The organism is Chromobacterium subtsugae, from assembly GCF_001676875.1.
GTDB lineage: Bacteria > Pseudomonadota > Gammaproteobacteria > Burkholderiales > Chromobacteriaceae > Chromobacterium > Chromobacterium subtsugae.
Map to the genome: position 1 here is coordinate 14,524 of NZ_JYKA01000003.1, position 23,250 is coordinate 37,773.

Annotated in this window: 17 protein-coding genes and 1 riboswitch; of the genes, 1 reads left to right on the forward strand and 16 read right to left on the reverse strand. The window is 68.1% G+C overall.

Translation table 11 applies throughout. From position 1 onward, the window contains the following. Window position 1 precedes the first annotated feature (1 nt). From MY55_RS04150 to cbiB, 15 genes are all read right to left on the reverse strand, one after another. A complete protein-coding gene (locus MY55_RS04150; RefSeq protein ID WP_065202005.1) occupies window positions 2–1,108 on the reverse strand; it encodes a CobW family GTP-binding protein in 1,107 nt (368 codons plus the stop codon). Continuing rightward, window positions 1,105–2,649 (reverse strand): precorrin-3B C(17)-methyltransferase, encoded by a 1,545-nt coding sequence (cobJ, locus tag MY55_RS04155; protein WP_065202006.1) that lies wholly within the window; start codon window positions 2,647–2,649, stop codon window positions 1,105–1,107. The genes MY55_RS04150 and cobJ overlap by 4 nt, the downstream gene beginning before the upstream one ends. Window positions 2,650–3,310: 661 nt before the next feature. Continuing rightward, on the reverse strand, window positions 3,311–4,057 hold the full coding sequence (locus tag MY55_RS04160; RefSeq protein ID WP_065202007.1) for a cobalamin biosynthesis protein: 747 nt from the start codon (window positions 4,055–4,057) through the stop codon (window positions 3,311–3,313). Then, window positions 4,054–4,857: a precorrin-4 C(11)-methyltransferase gene (gene cobM / locus MY55_RS04165; protein ID WP_065202008.1), complete on the reverse strand. Its 804-nt coding sequence runs from the start codon at window positions 4,855–4,857 to the stop codon at window positions 4,054–4,056. The genes MY55_RS04160 and cobM overlap by 4 nt, the downstream gene beginning before the upstream one ends. After that, a complete protein-coding gene (gene cobI / locus MY55_RS04170; protein ID WP_065202009.1) occupies window positions 4,854–5,582 on the reverse strand; it encodes a precorrin-2 C(20)-methyltransferase in 729 nt (242 codons plus the stop codon). The genes cobM and cobI overlap by 4 nt, the downstream gene beginning before the upstream one ends. Further along, on the reverse strand, window positions 5,579–6,712 hold the full coding sequence (cbiD, locus tag MY55_RS04175) for a cobalt-precorrin-5B (C(1))-methyltransferase CbiD (protein ID WP_047244300.1): 1,134 nt from the start codon (window positions 6,710–6,712) through the stop codon (window positions 5,579–5,581). The genes cobI and cbiD overlap by 4 nt, the downstream gene beginning before the upstream one ends. Continuing rightward, window positions 6,709–8,274 carry a precorrin-8X methylmutase gene (locus MY55_RS04180; RefSeq protein ID WP_065202010.1) on the reverse strand — a complete coding sequence of 522 codons (1,566 nt, stop codon included), beginning with the start codon at window positions 8,272–8,274 and terminating at the stop codon, window positions 6,709–6,711. The genes cbiD and MY55_RS04180 overlap by 4 nt, the downstream gene beginning before the upstream one ends. Beyond that, the gene (locus tag MY55_RS04185; protein ID WP_065202011.1) at window positions 8,271–8,972 is read right to left on the reverse strand and encodes a cobalt-precorrin-7 (C(5))-methyltransferase; all 702 of its coding nucleotides are present in this window, start codon (window positions 8,970–8,972) and stop codon (window positions 8,271–8,273) included. The genes MY55_RS04180 and MY55_RS04185 overlap by 4 nt, the downstream gene beginning before the upstream one ends. Further along, window positions 8,969–9,730: a uroporphyrinogen-III C-methyltransferase gene (cobA, locus tag MY55_RS04190; protein WP_065202012.1), complete on the reverse strand. Its 762-nt coding sequence runs from the start codon at window positions 9,728–9,730 to the stop codon at window positions 8,969–8,971. The genes MY55_RS04185 and cobA overlap by 4 nt, the downstream gene beginning before the upstream one ends. Before the next feature lies 1 nt (window position 9,731). After that, on the reverse strand, window positions 9,732–11,648 hold the full coding sequence (locus MY55_RS04195; RefSeq protein ID WP_065202013.1) for a putative cobaltochelatase: 1,917 nt from the start codon (window positions 11,646–11,648) through the stop codon (window positions 9,732–9,734). Further along, a complete protein-coding gene (locus MY55_RS04200) occupies window positions 11,645–15,769 on the reverse strand; it encodes a cobaltochelatase subunit CobN (protein ID WP_065202014.1) in 4,125 nt (1,374 codons plus the stop codon). Before MY55_RS04200 ends, MY55_RS04195 begins: the two co-directional genes overlap by 4 nt. Further along, on the reverse strand, window positions 15,766–16,095 hold the full coding sequence (locus MY55_RS04205; RefSeq protein ID WP_043574087.1) for a (2Fe-2S) ferredoxin domain-containing protein: 330 nt from the start codon (window positions 16,093–16,095) through the stop codon (window positions 15,766–15,768). Before MY55_RS04205 ends, MY55_RS04200 begins: the two co-directional genes overlap by 4 nt. After that, window positions 16,092–17,138, reverse strand: coding sequence for a HoxN/HupN/NixA family nickel/cobalt transporter (locus MY55_RS04210; RefSeq protein ID WP_065202015.1), 1,047 nt, complete (start codon window positions 17,136–17,138; stop codon window positions 16,092–16,094). The genes MY55_RS04205 and MY55_RS04210 overlap by 4 nt, the downstream gene beginning before the upstream one ends. Window positions 17,139–17,250: 112 nt before the next feature. Beyond that, window positions 17,251–17,435: riboswitch (cobalamin riboswitch) on the reverse strand. Between the two features lie 42 nt (window positions 17,436–17,477). Continuing rightward, complete coding sequence (cobD, locus tag MY55_RS04215; RefSeq protein WP_043574082.1) at window positions 17,478–18,464, reverse strand: threonine-phosphate decarboxylase CobD; 987 nt, start codon at window positions 18,462–18,464, stop codon at window positions 17,478–17,480. Continuing rightward, complete coding sequence (cbiB, locus tag MY55_RS04220) at window positions 18,457–19,395, reverse strand: adenosylcobinamide-phosphate synthase CbiB (RefSeq protein WP_047244293.1); 939 nt, start codon at window positions 19,393–19,395, stop codon at window positions 18,457–18,459. The genes cobD and cbiB overlap by 8 nt, the downstream gene beginning before the upstream one ends. Window positions 19,396–19,528: 133 nt before the next feature. Here cbiB and MY55_RS04225 point away from each other — a divergent pair, with 133 nt between their 5' ends. Then, the gene (locus MY55_RS04225) at window positions 19,529–20,995 is read left to right on the forward strand and encodes a cobyric acid synthase (protein ID WP_065202085.1); all 1,467 of its coding nucleotides are present in this window, start codon (window positions 19,529–19,531) and stop codon (window positions 20,993–20,995) included. Between the two features lies 1 nt (window position 20,996). On the opposite strand, the gene MY55_RS04230 is transcribed toward MY55_RS04225, so the two are convergent. Beyond that, entirely contained in the window at window positions 20,997–23,141 is a 2,145-nt protein-coding gene (locus MY55_RS04230) for a putative bifunctional diguanylate cyclase/phosphodiesterase (RefSeq protein WP_043574077.1), read from the reverse strand. Between the last annotated feature and the right edge of the window lie 109 nt (window positions 23,142–23,250).

Here is a 23,250-nt window from a genome sequence, read left to right on the forward strand (position 1 = left end):
CCTAGCTCCAGTGCGCGCCGGTGATGTCGCGCAGCAAGGCCACCACGCGCGGGCGGCTGGGGTGGTAGCCGATGAACACCAGCTGCGCCTGGCGTGGCGCGGCCAGCGCCTCGTCGCGGCTCAGTTCGATGCGCTTGCGCACGCCTTGGGCCAGCAGCCGGCCGGGGCCGTCGGCGCAGGCGGCGAAGCCCTTGATGCGCAGCAGCGGCTCCTCGCGGGCGATGGCCTCCAGCGCCGCGGCCAGCTTGTCGGCATGCTGCGGCTCCTTGCTGCGTATCATGAACGATTGCCAGCCTGGGTCCTGCTCGTGGAAATGCTTGTGGGTGGACAGGCCGTGGCTGTGCGCGGCCTGGCCGCCGTGGCTGTGGCCATCGAGCAAAGTTTGGTTGGCCAGCGGCCGCATCGCCAGCCCCGGCATGCTGGCCACCGGGCCGTAATGGCGGTGCGCGGCCGGCGCGGCCTCGTGCAGATGCAGGCCCAGCGTCAGCCGGGTGTCCAGCCTGGCTTGATAGGCCAGTTCGATGAAGCGGATCGACGGCGCCTGCCGGCGCACGGTTTCCTCCGCCGCCAGCAGTTCATCTGCGGACAGCGCGTCTATCTTGTTCAGCACCACGATGTCGGCGTGGCCCAGCTGCTGGTCGAACAGTTCCGCCACCGCGTCGGCCTCGCCGCCGTTGCCGGCCGGGGAGAAGTGGCCGGCCAGCAGCAGCGGGGTGTCGACCACCGCCAGCGTCGCGTCCAGCACGAAATAGGGCGCCAGCGCCTCGCTTTGCAGCTGCGCCATCACCGCGCTGGGCAGCGCGAGGCCGGAGGTTTCGATCAGCACGTGGTCGATCTGCTGGCGGCGCTGCCACAGCGCCAGCATGGTGGGCAGGAAGTCGGCGTCGTCGTCGTAGGCGACCAGGCCATTGGCGAGGTCGTGGATTTCCACGCCGCCGGCGTCGGCGTCGCGCAGCAGCCCGCCGTCTATCGACACCTCGCCGAACTCGTTGACGAGTATCGCCAGCCGGCGTTGCTTGTTGTTTTCCAGCAGCTTGGACAGCAGCGTGGTCTTGCCGGCGCCGAGGAAACCGGTCAGCACGGTGACGGGAAGGCGCGGCGCGCTCATGCCTGGCCTCCCTGCGGCAGGACCGCCAGCACGGACTCGAAATCGTCGAAAGATTGCGGGTAGTCCAGTTGCGGCCGGTCGATGACGATGAACGGGATGCCCAGCGCCGCCGCGGCCGCGGCCTTGGCGTCGAAACCGCCGGCCTCGCCGCCGTCCTTGCTGATCACGCAGTCGATTCCCCAGTCGCGCCACAGCGCCTCGTTGGCGGCCTGCGAGAACGGGCCTTGCATCGCGCAGATGCGCGAACGCGGGAGTCCTAAGTCCAGCGCCCGCTGCAGGTGCTGCGGGTCCGGCGCCAGCCGCACGAACCATTGATGTTTGTGCTCCGCGTCGGCGGAGAGGAAGCGGTGCAGCTCCTTGCTGCCGGTGGCGAGAAATATGCGGTGTCCTTTCGCCATCGCCATTCTGGCGGCTGCATCGCTGTCGGCGCAGCGGATCACCGGATGCGCGCTGCCGCTGGCCGGCCGTTCGTAGCGCAGATAGGGCAGGGCCAGTTCCTCGGCCAGCGCCATCAGCTGCTGCGACATCTCGCTGGCGTAGGGGTGGGTGGCGTCGACGATGGCCGAAGCCCTGCTGCCGGACAGCAGCTCGCGGCGGCGCTCCACGCCCAGCCGGCCGCTGACGGTGGCGACGCCGGGCACGGCCTGCTGCGCTTGCTCGTTGCCGTAATCGCTGGCGCTGCTGACCACCACCGCGCGGCCGGTTTCGGCGATGGCGCGCGACAGCGCGTTGCCGTCGCTGGTGCCGGAAAACACCCAGGCGGCGCCGGCGGGCAGCGCGTCGGCCTTCACCGTGTCGCTGGTGTTGTCCCAGTTGAAGTAGCCGCGCGGGGTGAACATCCAGTTGCGCTTGCGGCGGGTGAAGCGGTTGCCGATGACGATGCTGGTCAGCATGTCGAAGCGGCGGGTGCGCAGCTCGGCCAGGGTGACGATTTCCACCGCCTGGTCTTCGCGGTAGGCGTTGCGGACGATGCCGCACAATGTCTCAGGCTTTTTGTGCTCCAGCATGATGTCCAGGATGCGGTAGACGCCCTCCTGGCGCTGGCGGCTTTGCACGTTGTAGAACACCACCGCCAGGTCTGCCTGGGCGATGTGGCGGGCGCGGGTTTCGATCCACTCCCACGGGCACAGCAGGTCGGACAGGCTCAGCGTGGCGAAGTCGTGCGACAGCGGCGCGCCGAGCAGCGACGCGCAGGAGTTGGCCGAGGTGATGCCGGGGATCAGCTGCACGTCGAAGCTATCGTCCTCGCGCATGTCTTCGTAGGCCAGCGTGGCCATCGCGTAGACGCCGATGTCGCCGCTGGACAGCAAGGCCACGGTCTTGCCGGCGCGGGCTTCGTCCAGGGCCAGCTGCGCGCGTTCGCGCTCCTGGGTCAGCGGCAGCGTGCGGATGTCCTTGCCGGCGATCCATGGTTGCACCCAGGTCAGGTAGAGGTCGTAGGAGACGATCACGTCGCTCGCGGCCAGCGCCTGGCGGGCAAGGTCGGGGATCAGTTCGGCGCGGCCGGGGCCGACCGAGACGAGGTAGAGTTTGCCGGTCATGGATGTGTTCTCTTAATTTTGCATTCTGTAATTGTTTTGGCGCTGTTGATGTGTGGTTCCGCCCGGTGGGCGGGTAAGGGGGCTGCGCGGCCAGCGCCCTTACAACCCCAGGCCGCCCCTGCGTCGCGCGAATTTCCGGCAAACATCAGGCTGGCAAGGCGCTGCCGAACTCGCCGCGCGCTAGCGTCGCACGGCTCAAACAAGCGGCAGCTTAAAACCTTGCCAGCCTGATTTTTACCGGCGCGCGCCAAAGGGGAGTGGGGGTGCGCCACCGACATTTCATCCTTTGCTAGGATTGCTACCGTTGCATTTATTTGTGACGCATGAATAGATAAGCGCTGGGTTTGCCCATGTGGACTGCGCCATTGATAACCTTCTGGTTGCGCAAAACATTGACGATACGCCGAGTCGTCCCCTTCGGGACGCGCCGGGAAAAACGCGGTCGGCAAGGTTTTAAGCCGCCGTCTGTTTGAGCCGCGCGACGCTAGCGCGCGGCGACGTTCGGCGGTGCCTTGCCGACCGCGTTTTTCCTGGGGGTTCGCGGCACGTAGGGGCGGCCTGGGGGCTGCAAGGGGGGCTGGCCGCGCAGCCCCCCTTGCCCCTGGCGGTGGAACTGCCCCTAAATGATGCCTGCAAAGCAGGCACAGCTTGTTTTTTGAACTCAAACAATTGGCCCATCCTCCACTACCGCCACCGTCACCCCATCCAATGCCATCTTGGGCACGATCAACCTCCCCCGCGGGCTGGCGATCAGCGCGCACGGCTCGCACACGCCGTCGACGCCGACGTTCCGCCGAACCCAGTCCGACGGCGCGCCGGTCCAGCCGCGGGCGGCGACGTCTTCGCGGGCGATGACGCGCAGCGGCAGCGCGTGGTGGGCGCAGAATGCCAACAAGCCGGCTTCGTCGGCCTTCAGGTCTATGGTCGCCACTTCGCGCACGTCGGACAGCGGCCGGCCGGCCAAGGCTTGCGATACCGCTTGTTCGATGGCTTCGGCGCTTTTGCCGCGGCGGCAGCCGATGCCCAGCGTCAGCGGCTTGATCGCTTCTGTCGCGGTGGTGACGGCCGGGATGGCGCCGGTCAGCCGCGCCGCTTCGTAGGCAAGGTCATTCGCTCCGCCTTCGTGGCCGGACAATAGCGGGATGGCGAAGCGGGCGGCTTCGTCCATCACCACCACTGCCGGGTCGCTGTATTTGCTTTGCGGCAGGCCATCCAGATAGCGGACGGCGATGCCGCTGGCCATCACCAGCACCCAGTGGCTGTGCAGGTGGAAGGCGGCGCGAAATTGCTCGCGGCCGCTGGCATCCGCATCCAGCCACGGCTGGTATAGCTTGGCGTCTAGCGCCGATGCCAGCTTTTGGCCCAAGGGCAGCGCCTCGGCACGCACCAGCCACACGGCGCGGCTCATGCCTGGTTTTCTTTCCGCAGGCTGGCCCGCTTGGTCTTGCGTTCGTCGCCGTCGCGGAAGATGTGGGTGAAGCCGGCCGCGTACAGGCTGGATTCGACGCCGCCTTCGCGCGACAGCGCCTCGCCCACCAACAGCAGCGTGGTCAGCAGCCAGTCTTTCTGCTTCACCTCGGACAGCATCTTGCCCAGCGTGGAGCGGTGGACGGATTGGTCCGGCCAGCTGGCGCGGCGCACCAGCGCCACCGGGGTGCTGGGCGGGTAGTGCAGCGACAGGTCGGCGACGGTCTGTTTCAGCCGCTGGCCGGATAGGAAGATGCACATCGTCGCGCGGTGGGCGGCGAAGCTGGCGATGGACTCGGTCTCCGGCACCGCGCTGGCGCGGCCGCTGGTGCGGGTGAGGATGATGGATTGCGACACCTCGGGCCGGGTCAATTCGCTGCCCAATGCGGCGGCGGCGGCGGTGAACGAGGACACGCCGGGGACGACCTCATATTTGATGCCCAGCGCTTCCAGCCGGCACATCTGTTCGTTGGTGGCACCGTAGATGGCCGGGTCGCCGGAGTGCAGCCGCGCCACGTCTTTGTCCTCGGCTTGGGCGCGGCGGTACAGCGCTTCCTGCTGGTCCAGGTTCAGCTCGGCGGTGTCGTGGATTTCGGCGTCCGGGCGGCAGTGGCTCAGCATCTCGGCCGGCACCAGCGAGCCGGCGTACAGCACCATGGGCACCGCGCCCAGCAGGCGGCTGCCGCGCAGCGTGATCAGGTCGGCGGCGCCGGGGCCGGCGCCGATGAAATACACTTTCATGAATGGCGTCTTTCTCTGGCTGTCTTGCGGATCAGCATGGTGGCGAGGTAGCCGCTGGCGTCGGCCGTCAATTGCGAGGCGTCGGCGCACAGCACTTCGCCGGGCAGGCCGATGCGGCGGGCGAAGGCGCACAGCTGGGCGATGCCCATATCGTTCAATAGCGCCAGCACGTCCGGCAGCCGTTTGCCTATCTTCATCAGCACCACGATGTCGTGGCTGTCGATATCGGCTTGCAGCTCGGCCATGTCGTCGGGGCAGGGCAGGATCAGGATGCGTTCCTTGCCTTCGCCCAGCGGCCAGGACAAGGCCGACGCGGTGGCGGCGAAGCTGGTGACACCGGGGAAGGTCTGCGTCTCCAGCTGCGGCAGCATTTCGCGCAGCGCCGCCAGCAGGTAGCCATAGGTGGAGTAAGTCATCGAGTCGCCTATGGTCAGGTAGGCGACGTTCCGGCCGGTTTTCAGTTCGGCGGCCAGTCGCTCGGCCAGCGCGCCGTAATGGCGCGACAGCGCGCCGCGGTCCGGATTCATTTCGAACTCGATTTCGCGGAAGCGGCTCTCGTCCAATTCCAGCCCGGCCAGGCATAGTCGGGCGACAGACGTGTCGCTGGACGTCGCGCGCGGCAGGTAGACGATGTCGGCCTCGCGCAGCGCGGCCAGCGCCGCCACCGGAATCAGCCCGGCCGGGCCGGGGCCCACGCCTATGCCTATGAGCGTGCCCAGCTTCATGCGGCTTCTCCCAGCGGGGTGCCGTCCATGCTAAAGAGGCGCACCGCCACTTGCCGCACGCTGGGCACCTTGGCCGCCATCCGCGCCGCGGTGCGGCGTTCTATTTCCATCCAGTAGCCGCGCGCGTCCGGCTGGCTGCTCATGATCTGCACTACGTTCTCCACGGTATTCGCTTGTTTGATTTGCGCCACCAGTTCGGGCGCATGGCCCAGGTCGGCTGCTACGTCGGCGACGGCGTCCATCGCCATGCCGCTCTTGCCGGAATGGGTGTCCCATACGCCGTCCAACAGCTTGGCGATCTTGCCCGGGTGGCCCAGCACCCACAGCGTGTCCAGGATGCGGCCCTGCTCGATCAGCACCGATTCGGCGAAGTCCAGCGAGTCGCCGACGAAGTTGGCGATCTGGACAACCTGTTTCTTGGCTAGCCCCAGCCTGTCGGCGGCGTAGCCGCGGCCTATCTTGCCGGGGGTGAAGGCGATGGCAGTCGGCAGCTCGCCCAGCGCCACCCGCACATAAACCTCGATCGACGCGATCCACGCCGCCTGCGACATCGGCTCGACGATGCCGCTGGTGCCCAGGATCGAGATGCCGCCGACGATGCCCAGCATCGGGTTGAAGGTGCGCTTGGCGATCTTGTCGCCGTCGACGCAGCCTATCGCCAGGTCGATGCCGGGGTCGGGCCGGCCGGCCAGCGCTTCATCCACCGCCATCCGCATCATCTGCCGCGGCACCGGGTTGATCGCCGGCTCGCCGGGCGGGATGCGCAGGCCGGGCTGGGTGACCATGCCGACGCCGGGCGCGGCCAGGAAACGCAGCGCGCCGCTGCCGTTTATCCTTACCTCGGCGAAGATCGTCGCGCCGTCGGTGTTGTCGGGGTCGTCGCCGGCGTACTTCAGCACTTCGGCGCGCACGGTGTTTTCGTCCAGCCAGGCCACGTTCTCTACCGGCACCGCCAGGTAGAAGTCCGGGTCCGGCAGGCTGATGAAGACCTCGTCGGCGTCGATGCCGTCCAGCAGCAGCATCAGCGCCGCCTTGACGGCGGCGGTGGCGCAGCTGCCGGTGGTGCGGCCGCGGCGCATGCCGTTGGGCGCGGGGGCGGCGAGGTCGTAGGGCTGGCGCACCGGGCTCATTCTTCCCGTTGCTGCTGCTGATGAACGTGTTCGATCGCGTCTATCATCAGCGCGTTGACCACGGTGGCCGCCCACGGCGAGCCGCCGCGGGTGCCGCGGTTGGTGATGCGCGGCACTTGCAGCAGCGCGCGCAGCTCTTCCTTGCATTCGCGGGTGCCGACGAAGCCCACCGGCAGGCCGACGACCAACTGCGGCCGCCAGCCGTGATCGCGCACCAGCCGCACTACCTCGCGGATGGCGGTCGGCGCGTCGCCTATCGCCACCACGCAGTCGTTGCCGAATTTCTGCCACGCCCGGCGGATGCCGGCGGCGGAGCGGGTGAGGCCGCTGGCTTCGGCCAAGAGCCGGGTTTCCTCGTCGTGCACGCCGCACCAGGTTTCCACTTCCAGCTGGCGCAGCACCTCGCGCTTGAGGCCGGTTTCCACCATGGTGACGTCGGTGACCACGCGGCGGCAGCGCAGCAGCGCGCGCATGCCGGTTTCGCAAGCGCCGGCCGAGAAGAACAGGTCGTCCACGCTGTTGAAGTCGCCGGTGGTGTGCACCAGCCGCATCAGCGCGGTGCGCTGTTCGGCCGGGAAGGCCGACCAGTCGCGGCCTTCGTCTATGATGCGCATGCTTTCGGCTTCGATCGGATGCGGGGTGTAGCGTTTCCAGGCCGGCGGCTGATTGGCGGTTGGCTCGCGTTCCAGCAGGCCGCGCACCTTGCCGTGGTGGCCGCGCTGCGGCTCGCCCACCTGCTGCTCGAAGCCGACGATCTGCACCCGGTACTTGCACAGCGCGCAGTTCATCGCCGCGCGTCCTTCCACGCCTTCCTGCGCGCGCTCCAGGAATACCTCGGCCACTTGCGGGTCCGGGCCTAGGTAGCCGGCGCTCAGCACCTCGATTTCCGGGTGGCGCGCCGCCAGGTCCGCCGCCGCGCCGTAGATGCGCTTGACCAGCACGCCGTCGAACAGGAAGTAGGGCAGCACCACGATGCGGCGGTAGCCCAGCATGGCGGCGGCGCGCAGGCCGTCGGCCACCAGCGGCTTGGCGGTGCCGGAGTAGCAGACGAAAGACGCGGCGAAGCCCAGGCCTTCCTCCAGCATCCGCGCCAGCTTGGAGATTTCGGAGTTGGCGTCCGGGTCCGAGGTGCCGCGGCCGACCACGACCAGACAGGCGTCGTTGCGCGAGATGGTGTGCGGCGACGCGGCTTCGGCCTCGACGATGCGCTGGCGGCACAGCGCCAGCAGCCGCGGATGCAGGTCCAGCGCCGCGCCGAAGTGGAAATCGACGCCCGGATGCGTCTGTTGCAGCGCCAATAGCTCGCTGGGCATGTCGTTCTTGGCGTGGGTGGCGGCCAAGAGCACGCCGGGCACCATCACCACGGTTTTGGCGCCGGCGGCGATTACCTGTTCCACCGCCTCGTCTATCGTCGGACGGGCGAACTCCAGAAAACCGTGGGCGACGGGGCGCACGCCGGCGCGCGCCTTCAGCGCGTCCACCAGCTGCATGAACTCGTTCACCCCGTCCGGGTCGCGGCTGCCGTGGCCGGCCAATACGATGGCGTAGTCTGATTGGCTCATTTGTGGGTCGGCTCGATCTGGCTGTCCATCGGCGCGAGCGTGCGGATCAGCATGATGCTCATGTCGGAGAAGCGCTGCTCGGCGCATTCGGCCAGCGTGCCGCGCCATGCCGCCTCGTTGCGGGTCAGGTTTTCCCACACTTCCACCGGCTGGCCGGCCGGGATGCCGTTTTCCAGCAGATAGGCGGCGATGTGCCAGGGCATGAAGGAGCGCGCCTCATCCCACGGGCAGGGGATGACGATGGCGTTGCGGCCGTCCTGCAGCACGTGCACCAGGTGGCGCTTGAACGGCGTCAGGTCGCCGCGGCGGTGGAAGGTGATGAAGCTGGTTTCGTCGAAGCACACCTTGCCGCGCGAGGCCAGGATCTGCGCCGACGAGATGCCGGGTATCGTTTCCACCGGGTGGCCGCAGGCGCGCTCCACCCGCTCCAGGTACTGGAAGCCGCTGAAGTGGATGTCGCCCATGAACACCACCACGCACTTTTTGCCGGCATGGTGGCGCTCGGCGACGATGTCCAGCTGGGCCACCTGGTCGCGGTAGCCCATCTGGATCACTTCGGCGCTGTCGGGGATCAGCGGGCGGACCACGTCCACCACCGCGTTGAAGCCAGCCACCACGTCGGCCTCGCGTATCAGTTGGGCCGAGCGCTGCGGCAGGTAGCCGATGTCGCCGGGGCCGGCGCCTATGCAGATGATCATGCGTATTCCTTGGTTGTTTCATTGGCGGCGGACGGACTACAGGACGCCAGCGCCACCGTCGGTCCGATGACGATCAGCGCCGGGCTGTGGATGCCGGCCGCGCGCATGTCTTGTTCCAGCGCGTCCAGCGTGCTCAGCACTTGGCGCTGCTGCGGCAGCGTGCCGTTTTCTATCGCCGCCGCCGGGGTGTCGGGTTTCAGGCCGTGGCGCAGCAGCTCCGCGCGGATCCAGGGCAGCCGCTTGACGCCCATATAGATCACCAGCGTCATGCCGCTTTGCGCCAGCGCCTGCCAGTTCGGCTCGTCGCCGTCCTGGTGCGGATGGCCGGAGACGAAGGTCACGCCGTGGACGAAATGGCGATGGGTCAACGGAATGCCCAGCGTGGCCGGCACCGCCAGGCCGGCGCTGAGGCCGTTGACGATCTCCACCTCGACGCCGGCCGCTTGCAGCGTCAGCATTTCCTCGCCGCCGCGGCCGAAGACGAAGGGGTCGCCGCCCTTGAGGCGCGCCACCGTCTTGCCGGCGCGGGCCTCGTCTATCATCCGCTGCTCGATGGCCGCCTGCGGTGTCGACGGGCAGCCGCCGCGCTTGCCTACCGGCACGATTTCGGCGTCCGGCCGCAGCATGGAACGAATGTCCGGATGCACCAGATCGTCCACCAGCGCCACGTCGGCCAGTTTCAGGCAACGCGCGGCCTTCAGCGTCAGCATGTCCAGGTCGCCGGGGCCGGCGCCTATCAGGTAAACCTTGCCCGTCATCTCAGCGGCCCAGTCTTTGTTGAATCGTCAATGTCAGCTGCTCGCCGGTGAGGGCGTCGCAAGCCAGGTATTCCGCGCCCAGCGCCTCGGCCAGCTCGCGGGCGCGGCCCAGGCGGACGAAGTCCTGTTCGGTGTCCAGCACCAGCGCCGGCGCGCCGGCCAGCTGGCCGGCCAGGTCCAGCGCCTGCCGCCACGGGTCGCCGTCGCCATCCAGCGCCACATTGGCGCGGCCGTCGCTCAGGATCACCAGCAGTGGGGCCGGGCCGCCCAGTTGGCGGGACAGCGTGTCGGCGGCCAGCGCCAGCGCGTGCGCCAGCGGCGTGCGGCCGCCGGTGGGCAGCTCGCGCAATGCCAGCTCGGCCTGTTCGACGCGGTTGCACGGCGGCAGCAGCAGTTCGGCCTGCTGGCCGCGGAAGGCGATCAGCGCCACTTGGTCGCGGCGGCGGTAGGCGTCTTCCAGCAGGCTTAGTACCGTGCCCTTGACCTGCTCCATCCGCTGGCGCGCGGCCATCGATCCCGAGGCGTCCACCACCAGCAGAATCAGATTGCCCTGCTTGGCGACGCGCACCTTGTCGTGCAGGTCGGCGCGGGTGACGGCGAAGTTGTCCGGATCGCGCAGCAGCGCGTGGCGCAGCGTGGCATCCAGCGCCAGCTGGGCCGGCTGTGGGTTGGCCTCTGCGCGCACGTAATGGCCGCGCTGGCGGCTGGCGCCGTCGCTGCGGCGGCCGGCCGCGTCGCCGGACGAGGGCGCCTGGACGCGGATGCGGGCGATGTCGCCGGCCGGCGCGGCGGCGAAGATTTGTTCCGAACCATGGCTGGCAGGATTCGGCTCCTGCTCGCCGTCTGCGTCCGGCGGCGGCTGGGTGTGATTCTGTTCCTGCGGAGAAGGAGGCGGCGGAGGGGGCGGGTTGGACGCCTGCCGCGTCATCTGCTCCAGCTTGTCCTGGTCCAGCCCGCTTTGCTCGAACGGTTTGCGGCGGCGGCGGTGCGGCAGCACCAGCCGGGCGGCGTCGCGGATGTCTTCGGCGCTGGCGTCGGCGCGGCCGTCCAGCGCGGCCAGCGCGCGGGCGGCCTTGTTCAGCACGATGTCGGCGCGCAGGCTGCTGACGTCGAATTCGCAGCACAGCTCGCTGACGAAGTGGAACAGGCTATCGCTGAGCCGGGTTTGCGGCAGCAGCGCGCGCGCGGCGGCGATGTTGGCGCGCAGCGCTTCGCTGTCGGTTTGCCATTGGGCGGCGAAGCCGGCTGGGTCGGCCTCGAAGGCCAGGCGGCGGCGCACCACCTCGGCGCGCAGGGCGGGCTCGCGCGGCGCGGCCACGTCCACCATCAGGCCGAAGCGGTCCAGCAACTGCGGCCGCAAATCGCCTTCTTCCTGGTTCATGGTGCCAAGCAACGTCACCCGCGCCGGGTGGCTGACCGCCAGGCCCTCGCGCTCGACGGTGTTGACGCCCATCGCGGCGGCGTCCAGCAGCACGTCGACCAGGTGGTCGGCCAGCAGGTTCACTTCGTCGATGTAGAGCATGCCGCGGTGGGCCGCCGCCAACAGGCCGGGCTTGAACGCCTGCTTGCCGCCCTGCAGCGCCTTTTCGAAGTCCAGGCTGCCCAGCACGCGGTCCTCGGTGGCGCCCAGCGGCAGGTTGATGAAGGGCACCGGGCCGTCATGCAGCGCGCGCGCGTCGCCGGAGCACACCGGGCACAGCGGCAGCGGATGGTCGGGCTCGCAGTTGTAGCCGCAGCCGGTCGCCCGGCGTATCGCCGGCAGCACGGCGGCCAGGCCGCGCGCGGCGGTGCTCTTGGCGCTGCCCTTGTCGCCGCGCACCAGCACGCCGCCGACCGTCGGGTCGACGGCGCAGATCAGCAGCGCCTGCTTCAGTTGTTCCTGGCCGACGATGGCGGCGAAGGGGTAAATCGGGCTCATGCTTTGTTTTCTCCGCGCGCTTCCAGCAGCGCTTCGCTATCCAGGTGCAGCTGGCGCAGGGCGGCCAGCGTGTCCGGGTCCGGCTCCGCCCACAGTTGGCGCTGCGCGGCTTCCAGCAGGCGGTCGGTGATGGCGTTCAGCGCCCACGGGTTGCTGTCGGCGAAGAACTGCTGCATCGCCGGGTCCAGCGCGTAGCTTTGCGCCAGTTGTTCATAGACCCAGTCGTCCACCACCTGGGCGGTGGCGTCGTAGCCGAACAGGTAATCGACGGTGGCGGTCAGCTCCAGCGCGCCCTTGTAGCCGTGCTTCTGGATGCCGGCTATCCACTTCGGGTTGGCCACCCGCGAGCGGAACACCCGCAGCACTTCCTCTTTCAGACCGCGCACGGCTGGCGCTTCCGGATTGTGGCTGTCGCCGAAGAAGGCGCGCGGCTGGCGGCCGCTGAGGCTGCGTATCGTCGCGATCATCCCGCCGTGGTATTGCAGGTAGTCGTCGCTGTCGAAGATGTCGTGTTCGCGGTTGTCCTGGTTGTGCAGGGCGACTTCCACGCCCGCCAGCCGATGGCGCAGCGCGTCGCGGGCGTCGGCGCCGTTGGCCGCGCGGCCGTAGGCGTAGCCGCCCCAGTTGACATAGGCGGTGGCGAAATCGGCGTCGTTCTGCCAGTTCTGCTCGTTGATCAGCGGCAGGATGCCGGCGCCGTAGCTGCCCGGTTTGGCGCCGAACACGCGGTACAGCGACTGCGCGTCGGAGTCGGGCAGCTTGCCTAAGAGTTCGTTCTTCAGGTCGGCCAGGTAGTGCTTGCGCAGGAAGTTCTGCTCCGCCGGCTCGTCCAGCCGCGCCACGGTGTGCACCGCCTCGTCCACCAGCGCAATCAGGTGGGGGAAGGCGTCGCGGAAGAAGCCGCTGATGCGCACGGTGACGTCGATGCGCGGCCGGCCCAGCTCGGCCAAGGGGATCACTTCCAGCCCCTGCACGCGGCGGCTTTCCTGCTGCCAGCGCGGCTTGACGCCGAGCAGCGACAGGATTTCGGCGATGTCGTCGCCATGGGTGCGCATCGCGCTGGTGCCCCACACGCTGATGGCGACCGATTCCGGATACTGGCCGGTTTCCTTCAGATGGCGGGCCAGCATCTCGCGCGCCAAGCCGTCGCCTATGCGCCAGGCGGCTTGCGAGGGCAGGCTGCGTGGGTCCACCGAATAGAAATTGCGGCCGGTGGGCAGAATGTGGGCCATGCCGCGCGTCGGCGCGCCGCTGGGGCCGGCCGGCACGTAGCCGCCTTCCAGGCCGCGCAAGAGATTGTCTATCTCCTCGGCGGTGCGGGCGAGCTTCAGGCACAGTTCGGCGCAGACGAAGTTCAGCACCCGCTCCAGATCGGCATGCGGCTCGATGCCGGGCAGGATGTTTTCGACGGCGGCCGGGATGGCGGCGGCGTGGTAGCCGCGCGCGGCCAAATCGGCGATCAGCGCGCGCGCCAGCTTCATCACCGCGTCATGGGCGTCGGCGCGGGTGACCAGCGCCTGGCCGGCCAACGCTTGCAAGGACGCGGGGGCTTCGGCCAGCCGCTTGCCCTGGTCCTGCTGCCACAGCGGCCAGTCGCCGCCGCAGGCCGCCGCCACGCTGGCGGGCAGGCCGGGGATGCCCAGATTGGGCAGCCGGGTCAGCGCCAGCAGCATGTCGACCAGCGCCTCGCCCTGCGGCGCGTTGCCGAGCACGTGCAGGCCGTCGCGGATCTGCGCCGCGCCCAGTTCGCACAGATAGCCGTCTATGTCCTCGATCAGGTGGGCGACGTCCACGCCATCCATCTTGGCCAGGCTCAAGGGCACGCCGTCCTCGTTCAGCGTGTCGTCCCAATCGTGGTCATGGTCGTGGTGGTCGTGGCTGTGATGATCATGATGATGGTGGTCATGGTGGCCGTGGTGATGGTCGTGGTCGCCATGATGGTGATGATGGTGTCCATGATCGTGGCTGTGCGCGGCCTTGGCTGGGCGGTATTTCGCCGCCGCGGCCGCCGCCGGCTTCATCGCGGCCGCCGGCTTGGCCGCCTGCGCCCGGTACTTGCCGTGGACGGCGGCGGGCGCGTGCTGGTGTCCGCCATGCGGGTGGTCGTGGCTATGGTCATGATCGTGGTGATGCTCGTGATCGTGATCGTGATCATGGTCGTGCTTCAGCATCGCGGCCAGGTCGGTGTCGAGCTTGGCCTCCTTGATCAGGTCCCAGATCTGCTGCTGCAGCAGCGGCAGCTTGTTCGGGTCCAGCAGTTCCACCTGGTAGTACTCATCCACCAGCTGGGTCAGCTGCGCCAGCGGGCCGTAGCTGTCGGCGGTGGTCATCGTCGGCGTCAGGTGGTCGATGATCACCGCGTGGCCGCGGCGCTTGGCCTGTGAGCCTTCGCCCGGATCGTTGACGATGAAGGGGTAGAACAGCGGCATGTCGCCCAACAGCGCGTCCGGGAAGCAATTCTGCGACAGGCCCACGCCCTTGCCCGGCAGCCATTCCAGCGTGCCGTGCTTGCCGACGTGGACGATGGCGTCGGCCCGCCAGTCGTCGCGCAGCCAGCGGTACAGCGCGTAGTAGTGGTGAGTGGGCGGCAGGTCCGGCGTGTGGTAGATGGCGTCCGGGTCCATGCCGTAGCCGCGCGGCGGCTGCAGCGCGACGAAGACATTGCCGTAATCCAGGCCAGAGAATACCAGTTCGTCGCCGTCGACGTAGGCGCCGCCCGGCGGCTGGCCCCAGCGCTGCAGCATCTTGTCGCGCAGCGCCTCAGGCAGCTCGTCGAACCAGGCCTGGTAGCGCTGGGCCGGCACGCGGGCGGCGGCGTTTTTCATCTGCTCGGCGCTTAGATAGTCCTGGTCGTAAGCGCCGCGGTCTATCAGCTCGTGCATCAGCGCGTCGCTGTCCGGCGGCAGCGGATCCATCCGGTAGCCGCGGCCTTGCATGCCGCGCAGCATAGCGTATAGAGACGCGGGCGAATCCAGGCCCACTGCGTTGCCTATCTGCGAGGCCTTGCTGTTGGAGTTGGTGAAGATGAAGGCGATGCGCTTGCCGGCATTTTCCAGATGGCGCAGCCGCGCCAAGCGCGCGGCGATGCCGGCCAGGCGGCGGGCGCGGTCCGGCAGCGGCGCGTATTGCTCGGCCTGGCCGGCCTCGGCCGGCTGCTTGAAGCTCAGCGGCACGCCGATGATGCGGCCGTCGAATTCAGGCAGCGCGACGTTCATCGCTGTGTCCAGCGGGTTGAAGCCGCGGTCGGACGCTTCCCATTGCTCGCGGGTCATGCTGCTGGTGATGGCTTGCAGCACCGGCAGATCCAGTTGGTCCGAAGCCTCCACCGCCCAGCCGGGCTGGGTGGGGCCGTCGTTGTTGATGTCGCCCATCGCGAACGAGGTGGTGTTGATCAGCAGCGAAACATTCGCGCGCGGATCGGCTAGCAGCGTCAGCGCCGCCGGCAGGCCGCCCTGGTCTATGGTCCGCAAGGACGAGGTGAACACCGGCAGCGCGTTGACGCCGCGCTCGGCCAAGCAGTCCACCAGCAGATCGATGAAGCGGGTGTTGCCGGACAGCCAGTGGGCGCGGTAGAAGCACAGGCCGACGGTGGGCCAGTCCGGATGGCGGATTTCGAGCCAATCTTCCAGCGAGCAGGGCGCGGCCAGCTCCGGGTGGTAGACGCCGTGCTCGGGCAGCGGCTGCGGGCTCTGGTAGCCAAAGCCGGTCAGCAGCAGCCTGTCGGCCAGGCAGCGCATCATCTCGCCCAGGTTGACGCTGCCGCCGGCCTGCAGATAGGCGTGGACGTCCTGCTGCAGCGATACCGGCGCGCTGCACAGCGCCTGCAGCTCCGGGTCCGGCTCGCCGGTGCCGCTGACCACGATGACCGCGGCCTGCAGCCGGCGGGCGTGGGCCAGCAGCCGCTCCAGGCCGGGTATCGCGTCGGCGCGGCCCAGCACGCGCAGCACGATGGCGCGGGCGCTGGCAAGCTGGCCGTCCAGCAGCGCCCGCATCGCGGCCTCGTCGGTTATGCCTTGCAGCGCGATGCCGGTGACCGCGGGGAAATCCTCAGGCCAGCGCGCGCGCGACAGCGCGGCGAGGTCGGTGCCGGCGTGGCTCAATAGTGCGATTTCGGCGCTCATGCCTGGGGTTCCGTTTCGATGTCGCCGCTGCCGGTTTTATGGAACACCAGCTCTTCAACCGGGACGCCGCCCTTCAGATGCTGGCAGACGATGCGCTCGACGTCGGCTTCGCTGACTTTGCGATACCAGACGCCGTCCGGGTACACCACCATCACCGGCCCCTCCTTGCACACGGCGAAGCAGTGGCTGCGGGTACGCTTGGCGCGCAGACCGTCGCAGGCGTCTATCGTGCGGCCCAGGTGCAGGAACATCGCCTCCGAGCCCTCGCCGTCAGGGGTGCAGCGCGGGCCGGTGCACATCAGCACGTGTTTGTCGTGCGTTCTCATTGCGCCTCCGGGGCCATTTGGTCGAAGCGCTTCCATTTGTAGATGGCGGCGGAAGCGAGCCAGGTGAACAGGAACACGCCGACCACGAAATAGCCGAAATGGGCCAGGTCGTCGTTGAGGGCGGCAATCACATCCCACAGGCCGCCGCTGAGCTGCAGCTTGTCCACCAGCAGGCCCAGGCCTTCCAGCCCGCCGATGCCGACTGCCACCACGACCGAGACGAAGGTGATGGTCAGGTTGTACCAGAGCTTGCGCACCGGGTTGATGAAGGCCCAGCCGTACACTTCCACCATCATCATGCTGTCCAGCGTGTCCACCAGCGCCATGCCGGCGGCGAACAGCACCGGGAACACCATGATGTGCCACAGTGCCACGCCGTTGGCGCTTTGCGAGGTGGCGATGGCGAACAGGCCGATCTCGGTGGCGGTGTCGAAGCCCAGGCCGAACAGGAAACCGATGGGCAACATATGCCAGCTTTTGGTCACCATCTTGAACAGCGGGCGCAGCATGCGCGCGATCAGGCCGCGGTTGTTCAGCAGCAGGTTCAGTTGCTCGTCGCAGATGGGCTCGCCGGCGCGGGCGCGGCGGAAAGCCGCCCAGACCGCGCGCAAGGACGACAGATTGATCAGCGCCAGCGCCAGCAGGAAGAAGGCCGACACGCTGGTGCCGATGACGCCGCCTATCTCCTTGAAGCCGGTGACGCGGCTTTGCAAGGCGCTGGCGGCGAACACGATCAGCGCCACGGCGATGACCACCACCGCGGAGTGGCCGACAGAGAAGAACAGGCCCACCGCCGACGGGTGGCGGCCTTCCTGCATCAACTTGCGCACGGTGTTGTCGATGGCGGCGATATGGTCGGCGTCCACCGCGTGGCGCAGGCCGAACAAATAGGCGAGCAGGGCGGTGGCGAGCTGGGCCGGGTGGTCGGCGAAAGCGGCGAAGGCCCAGGCCCAGGCCAACAGATTGGCCAGGATCAGCCCGGCGAGTATGGGAGCGTGGCGCGCCAGACGGCGGCCCGTGGACAGCGTGGTGGATGGATGCATGGTGCCCTCGTAGACGATACTCGTCGCGCAAGCGAGGGCACATCCTTCCGTCTTCTTATCCATGAGCGGAGCTTGTGCGTATCCCCCGGTACACCCCGCCCGGTTTCTGCTTGCGTCGACACGTATGACGGCCGGTCTCCTGGCTCGCGCGTCGCCGTCCGGGCGCCGCCTTCCCGACCTTGCTAAGGGCCAGTGGCGTCAGGCGTGGACTCTGCGCTTACAGTTGCGGGGGCAGCCGCGGTTTTTCACCGCGTTCCCGTTTCACCCTCTAGGGGCACCGTCATGATGGAATCGGATGATACGTGACAAAAACCGGGCTGTGAACATCAGTAGTTTTGATTAAAACCGATTCCAGTCCGCTAGCGCCTGTTCCAGCCGCACCCAGTCCTGATCGGTTTTGGGCAGGCCGAAGCGCAGGCTGGGGATGGATTCGAAGTAGCGGGTCAGGATGCCGCGGCCGGCCAGGTAGCGGTGCGTCGCCAGGCTGTGCGCATCCGGCACCCATTGAAACAGCTCGGAGCCGCCGGCCGGCGGCAGGCCGTGCCGCTCCAGGCAGCGTTGCAGTCTTGAGCTGTCGCGCTGCAGCTTGCTGGCCATGTCCCGCTGCCATTCCACATCTCGCAGCGCCAGCTTCACCGCCTCGCGCGCTGGGCCGGCCACCGTCCATGGCCCCAGCTCCTCGGCCAGCGCCTGGAGCAGCTCCGGCCAGCCGAAGACGAATCCGGCGCGCGCGCCGGCCAGGCCGAAGAACTTGCCGATCGAGCGCAGCACGATCAGTCCCGGCTTGCCGATGTGCGGCAGCATGCTGTCCTCCGGGGCCGCGTCCAGAAACGCCTCGTCCACCACCAGCCAGCCGCCGCGCGCGGCCAGCCGCTGCCGCCAGCTTTCCAGCAGCGCCGCATCGAAGCGGTCGCCGGTGGGGTTGTTGGGATTGCACAGCAACACCACGTCCAGTTGGTCTATGCCGGCGGCCAGCTCATCCGGCGACAGGCGGAACAGCTGGTGCCCGCGCTTCTGCCAGTGGTGGGGGTGCTCGGCGTAGCACAGCGCCAGCATGCCGACGCGGCAGGGCGCGCGCAGCCTGGGCAATAACTGGATGGCCGGCTGGGAGCCGGCCACGGCCAGCAGCTTGTCGCTGCCGTAATAGTCGGCGGCCGCCGCTTCCAATCCGTCGCCGTTCTGCGGCAGCCGCAGCCAGCTGTCGGCCGACAGCGGCGGCACCGGCCAGCCGTTGGGATTGACGCCGGTGGACAGGTCCAGCCAGTCGCCGGCCGGAATGCCGTATTCGGCCGCGGCGCGCAGCAGGCCGCCTCCGTGTTCAAGCATGGATCGCTCCGATCAAGATGGCGGCCGCCAGCGACAGCCCGGCCCACAGCCACATGCCCCGGTTGACCAGCCGCACCGCGCGGCCGATGTCTTCATGCGTGGGGGTGGGACCGCAACCGAGCGGCGGACGTTCCTTCCATTGGCCGTGATAGCGCGCGCCGCCGCCCAGGCTGACGCCCAGCGCGCCGGCGCCGGCCGCCATCACCGGGCCGGCGTTGGGGCTGTACCAGGTAGGCGCCTGGGCGCGCCAGCAGCGCCAGCCGTCGGCGGCATGGCCCAGCAGCAGATAGGTTAGGGCGGCCAGCCGCGCCGGGAGATAGTTCAGCGCGTCGTCGAAGCGGGCGGCGGCCCAGCCGAAGTGCAGGTAGCGATCGTTCTTGTAGCCCCACATCGCGTCCAGCGTGTTGGACAGCCGATACAACACCGCGCCGGGCGCGCCCAGAACCAGAAACCAGAACAGCGCGGCGAAGACGGCGTCGCTGCCGTTCTCAAGCACCGATTCGATGGTTGCGCGCGCCACGCCGGCTTCATCCAGCTCGCTGGTGTCGCGGCTGACTATCCAGCCCACCCGTTCACGGGCCAGGGCCAAGTCGCCGTCGGCCAAGGCTTTTCGCACCACTTCGGCGTGCTGGGCCAGGCTCCGAGCGCCGACGGCCAGATACAGCAGGGCGATGGGAACGATGGCGCCCAGCCACGGCAGCCTCGCCAGCCCCCAGGCGATCAGCGTGGGCGGGGTCAGCAGCAGCGCGATGGCTGCAGCGCCGCGCAAGCGCATCCGCCAGACCGGCTCAGCCTGTGGCGCGGCCGGGTAGGCCAGCCGCTCCATGGCTTTGACCAGCCGGCCGAAGCCGACCAGCGGATGCCAGCGCGGCGGCTCGCCCAGCAGACGGTCCAGCAGCAGCGCGATCGGCAGAAACAGTGCGGAATTCAACGAACAGCCCTATATAATGGCCGGCCGCCGCTCAGTATTATCCAATGCGCAATTCTGTCGCGCTTTGGGCGGCCGGAATGAATCAAGCCGCCATTCTAAGCGTTGTCAGCCATCCATGCGCAGGGAGATCGCCATGACCGCCAAAACCATCATGATCCAGGGCGCCACGTCCGATGCCGGCAAGAGCGCGCTGGCCACCGGCCTGTGCCGTTTGCTGGCCCGGCGCGGCGTGCGGGTGGCGCCGTTCAAGCCGCAGAACATGGCGCTGAACAGCGCGGTGACGGCGGACGGCGGCGAGATCGGCCGCTCGCAGGCGGTGCAGGCGCTGGCCTGCCGCGTGGAGCCGCACACCGACATGAACCCGGTGCTGCTCAAGCCCAACAGCCACACCGGCTCGCAGGTGATCATCCAGGGCCGCGCCATCGGCAATATGGAGGCGCGCGGCTATCACGGCTACAAGCCCATCGCGATGCAGGCGGTGCTGGAGTCGCACGCGCGGCTGGCCGAGCAGTATCAATGCATCGTCGCCGAAGGCGCCGGCAGCCCGGCCGAGATCAATCTGCGCGACGGCGACATCGCCAATATGGGCTTCGCCGAGGCTGTGGACTGCCCGGTGATCCTGGTGGCCGACATCGAGCGCGGCGGCGTGTTCGCCCACCTGGCCGGCACGCTGGCGCTGCTGTCCGAATCGGAGCGCGCCCGGGTGGTCGGCCTGGTGATCAACCGTTTCCGCGGCGATCCGTCGTTGCTGAAGACCGGCGTCGACTGGCTGGAGCAGCACACCGGCAAGCCGGTGCTGGGCGTGCTGCCCTATCTGTACGACCTGCACCTGGAGGCCGAGGACAGCATGGGTCTGGACAAGCTCGGCGGCGCATCGGGCGGCGGCGACAAGCTGCGCGTGGCCGCGCCCGCCGCGCCGCGCGTCAGCAATCACACCGATTTCGATCCGCTGCGCCTGCATCCGCAAGTGGAGTTCACCCTGGTGCGCGCAGGCGAAACCATTCCGCCGGCCGACCTGATCGTGCTGCCCGGCAGCAAGAGCGTGCTGGCGGACCTCGCCTGGCTGCGCGCCCAAGGCTGGGAGGAGGCGATACGCCGCCATCTGCGCTACGGCGGCAAGGTGCTGGGCATTTGCGGCGGCCTGCAGATGCTGGGCAAGAAGCTGCACGATCCGGATGGATTGGAAGGCGAGCCGGGCAGCGGCGACGGCCTGGGCTGGCTGGACATGGAAACCACGCTGGCGCCGGAGAAGCGGCTGACGCGGATGCGCGGCCGGCTGACATTGGGCGACGCCGAGGCCGCCGGCTACGAAATCCACATGGGGGTGAGCCAGGGGCCGGCCCTGGCGCATCCCGCCGTTCGGTTTGACGATGGCTCGGTGGATGGCGCGCGCTCGGAAGACGGCCAGATCTTCGCCACCTATCTGCACGGCGTGCTGGACGAACCGGCCGCCTGCCAGGCCATCCTGCGCTGGGCGGGGCTGAAAGAGCCGGAAGCGTTGGACTATCCGGCGCTGCGCGAGGCCAATATCGACAAGCTGGCCGACATGCTGGAGAAGCATCTGGATCTGGCGCTCATCCGCGACTGTCTGCCGCGCTGAGCTAGAAGTATTCGACGCCGGGCCGCGGCGACTGGTCCGGCCTTTGCAGGATGAAGGCTTCCACCTGCGCCGCCGGCAGCGGCTTGCACAGCAGATAGCCTTGCACCACGTCGACGTGGATGCTGGTGAGGAAGGTCAGCTGCTCATCGGTTTCCACGCCTTCGGCCACCACCTGCAGGCCCATCCGGTGCGCCAGATAGGCGATGGTGTCGCACAGGGCGGTGTCGCGTTCGTCGCTGGAAATATTGCGGATGAACGATTGGTCTATTTTAAGCGTGTCCAGCGGGAAGCGGGTGAGGTAGGCCAGCGACGAATGGCCGGTGCCGAAATCGTCTATCGAACTGAGCACGCCCATCTGGTGGAATTGCCGCATCATGTCTATCGACTGCTGCGGCGACAACATCGCGCAGGACTCGGTGATTTCCAGCTCCAGGCTGCTGGGCGGGATGCCGGTTTGCTTCAGGATGCCGGCGACGAATTCCGGCAGCTCGTGGTCGGTGAATTGCGCCACGCTCAGGTTCACCGCCATGCGGATGCGGGTTGGCTCCTTGGCCTGCCAGCGGCTGAGCTGCCGGCAGGCTTCCTGCAGAACCCAGCGTCCCAGCGGCAGGATCAGGCCGGACTGTTCGGCGATCGGGATGAACTGGGCCGGCGGGATCATACCCTTCCGCGGGTGTTGCCAGCGCACCAGCGCCTCCACGCCCACCACCCGGCCGCTGGCCAGCTCGATCTGCGGCTGGTAGTGCAGCACCAGCTGGTTTTCCTCGATGGCGTGGCGCAGCTCCTTTTCCAGCTCCACCCGTTCCCGCATCTGCTGGCTGAGGGCCGCCTCGAACACCTGGACGCGGCGCTTGCTTTGCTGCTTGGCCTTGTACAGCGCCATGTCGGCGTTGCGCAGCAGTTCCTGGCCGCTGGCGCCGTGTTCCGGACCCAGGCTGACGCCTATGCTGACGGTGATGTTCAGCGTCATCTCGTCGATGATGAACGGGCGGGACAGGGCCTCCAGCGCCTCGTCGGCCGCCTGTTCCGCTTTTTCGCGGCTGTGGATCCCGCTGAGCACCGCCACGAATTCGATGCCGGCCAGCCGCGAGATCAGATTGCCGGCGCCGGCCAGCCGGCGCAGCCGTTCCGCCACTTCGCACAGCAGCAGGTCGCCGACGCTGTTGCCGTAGACGTCGTTGATGGACTTGAAGTCGCCCAGATCGATCAACAGCATGGCGAAACCCTGCAGATTGGCTTCCTGGCGGATGTTGAACAGATTGTCCAGCTTCTCCAGCAGGCCGCTCTGGCTCAGCAGGCCGGTCAGCGCGTCGAAATAGGCCAGGCGGTTGATCTTCTCCTGGGCGGCGACGCGGGGCGAGATGTCGATGTAGCTGACGCGCAGCAGGCGGCCGGTTTCGCTGGGCAGCTTGCTCAGCCGCACTTCGCAGGGCATGTTGCTGCCATCGGGCCGGGCGATGACGCGCTCGAAAACCTGCACCTCGCCTTTCATCGCCCTGGCGGCGTGCAGGCGCACGCTTTCGGCAGTAGGCAGTCCGTCCGGTTGTTCCGGCGAATACAGCTGCACCGGCGTCATGCCGATCAAGTCCTTCTGCTGCCGGCCAGTCAGCGCCTCGGCCTGCTGGTTGGCGTCGACGTAGCGGCTGCTGTCCAGGTCGTACACCATGATGGCTTCCGGCGCTTGTTCGATCATCGCGCGAAAGCGCTGCTCGCTCAGCCGCAGCGACTCGGTTTTTTCGTCCACCAGCTTGCTCAGGCGCTTTTTCAGCCGGGCGAGGTCCAGGTGGGTGTTGACGCGCGCCAACAGCTCGCTGCGCTCGAACGGCTTGCCGATGAAGTCCACCGCGCCGGCGGCGAAGCCGTCCACCTTGGCCTGGGTGTCGGCGATGGAGCTGAGGAACAGGATGGGGATGTCGCGGGTGCGGGAGCTGGCCTTGAGCTGGCGGCATACCTGCAGCCCATCCATGTCCGGCATGCTGAAATCCAGCAGGATCAAATCCGGAGGATGCTTGCGCACCAGTTCCAGCGCCTCGGCGCCGCTCTGCGCGGAGCTTGCCTGATAACCCTCGGTGGACAATAGCGCCAAGAGCATCATCAGGGTTGTCATGGTGTCGTCAACCACCAGAATGTCGCCTGGCGCCGGCATCGGCTTCCTCCCTGTTCATGCTATTCCGCTTAACAGCCTGCCTCCAGTCTAGTTCCTTTTTAAAGCCTTAGTAGTTTCGCTGATTGTCTAAACTGCAAAATTGAATGCG

What these genes read in the sequence shown, in the direction of transcription:
- MY55_RS04200 (WP_065202014.1), bottom strand. Translation starts at nt 15,769, where the DNA reads ATGAGCGCCGAAATCGCACTATTGAGCCACGCCGGCACCGACCTCGCC.
- MY55_RS04180 (WP_065202010.1), bottom strand. Translation starts at nt 8,274, where the DNA reads ATGAGCCAATCAGACTACGCCATCGTATTGGCCGGCCACGGCAGCCGC.
- MY55_RS04230 (WP_043574077.1), bottom strand. Translation starts at nt 23,141, where the DNA reads ATGCCGGCGCCAGGCGACATTCTGGTGGTTGACGACACCATGACAACC.
- MY55_RS04205 (WP_043574087.1), bottom strand. Translation starts at nt 16,095, where the DNA reads ATGAGAACGCACGACAAACACGTGCTGATGTGCACCGGCCCGCGCTGC.
- cobM (WP_065202008.1), bottom strand. Translation starts at nt 4,857, where the DNA reads ATGAAAGTGTATTTCATCGGCGCCGGCCCCGGCGCCGCCGACCTGATC.
- MY55_RS04160 (WP_065202007.1), bottom strand. Translation starts at nt 4,057, where the DNA reads ATGAGCCGCGCCGTGTGGCTGGTGCGTGCCGAGGCGCTGCCCTTGGGC.
- cobD (WP_043574082.1), bottom strand. Translation starts at nt 18,464, where the DNA reads ATGCTTGAACACGGAGGCGGCCTGCTGCGCGCCGCGGCCGAATACGGC.
- MY55_RS04225 (WP_065202085.1), top strand. Translation starts at nt 19,529, where the DNA reads ATGACCGCCAAAACCATCATGATCCAGGGCGCCACGTCCGATGCCGGC.
- MY55_RS04210 (WP_065202015.1), bottom strand. Translation starts at nt 17,138, where the DNA reads ATGCATCCATCCACCACGCTGTCCACGGGCCGCCGTCTGGCGCGCCAC.
- cobA (WP_065202012.1), bottom strand. Translation starts at nt 9,730, where the DNA reads ATGACGGGCAAGGTTTACCTGATAGGCGCCGGCCCCGGCGACCTGGAC.
- MY55_RS04150 (WP_065202005.1), bottom strand. Translation starts at nt 1,108, where the DNA reads ATGAGCGCGCCGCGCCTTCCCGTCACCGTGCTGACCGGTTTCCTCGGC.
- cobI (WP_065202009.1), bottom strand. Translation starts at nt 5,582, where the DNA reads ATGAAGCTGGGCACGCTCATAGGCATAGGCGTGGGCCCCGGCCCGGCC.
- MY55_RS04185 (WP_065202011.1), bottom strand. Translation starts at nt 8,972, where the DNA reads ATGATCATCTGCATAGGCGCCGGCCCCGGCGACATCGGCTACCTGCCG.
- MY55_RS04195 (WP_065202013.1), bottom strand. Translation starts at nt 11,648, where the DNA reads ATGAGCCCGATTTACCCCTTCGCCGCCATCGTCGGCCAGGAACAACTG.
- cobJ (WP_065202006.1), bottom strand. Translation starts at nt 2,649, where the DNA reads ATGACCGGCAAACTCTACCTCGTCTCGGTCGGCCCCGGCCGCGCCGAA.
- cbiD (WP_047244300.1), bottom strand. Translation starts at nt 6,712, where the DNA reads ATGAGCCCGGTGCGCCAGCCCTACGACCTCGCCGCCCCCGCGCCCAAC.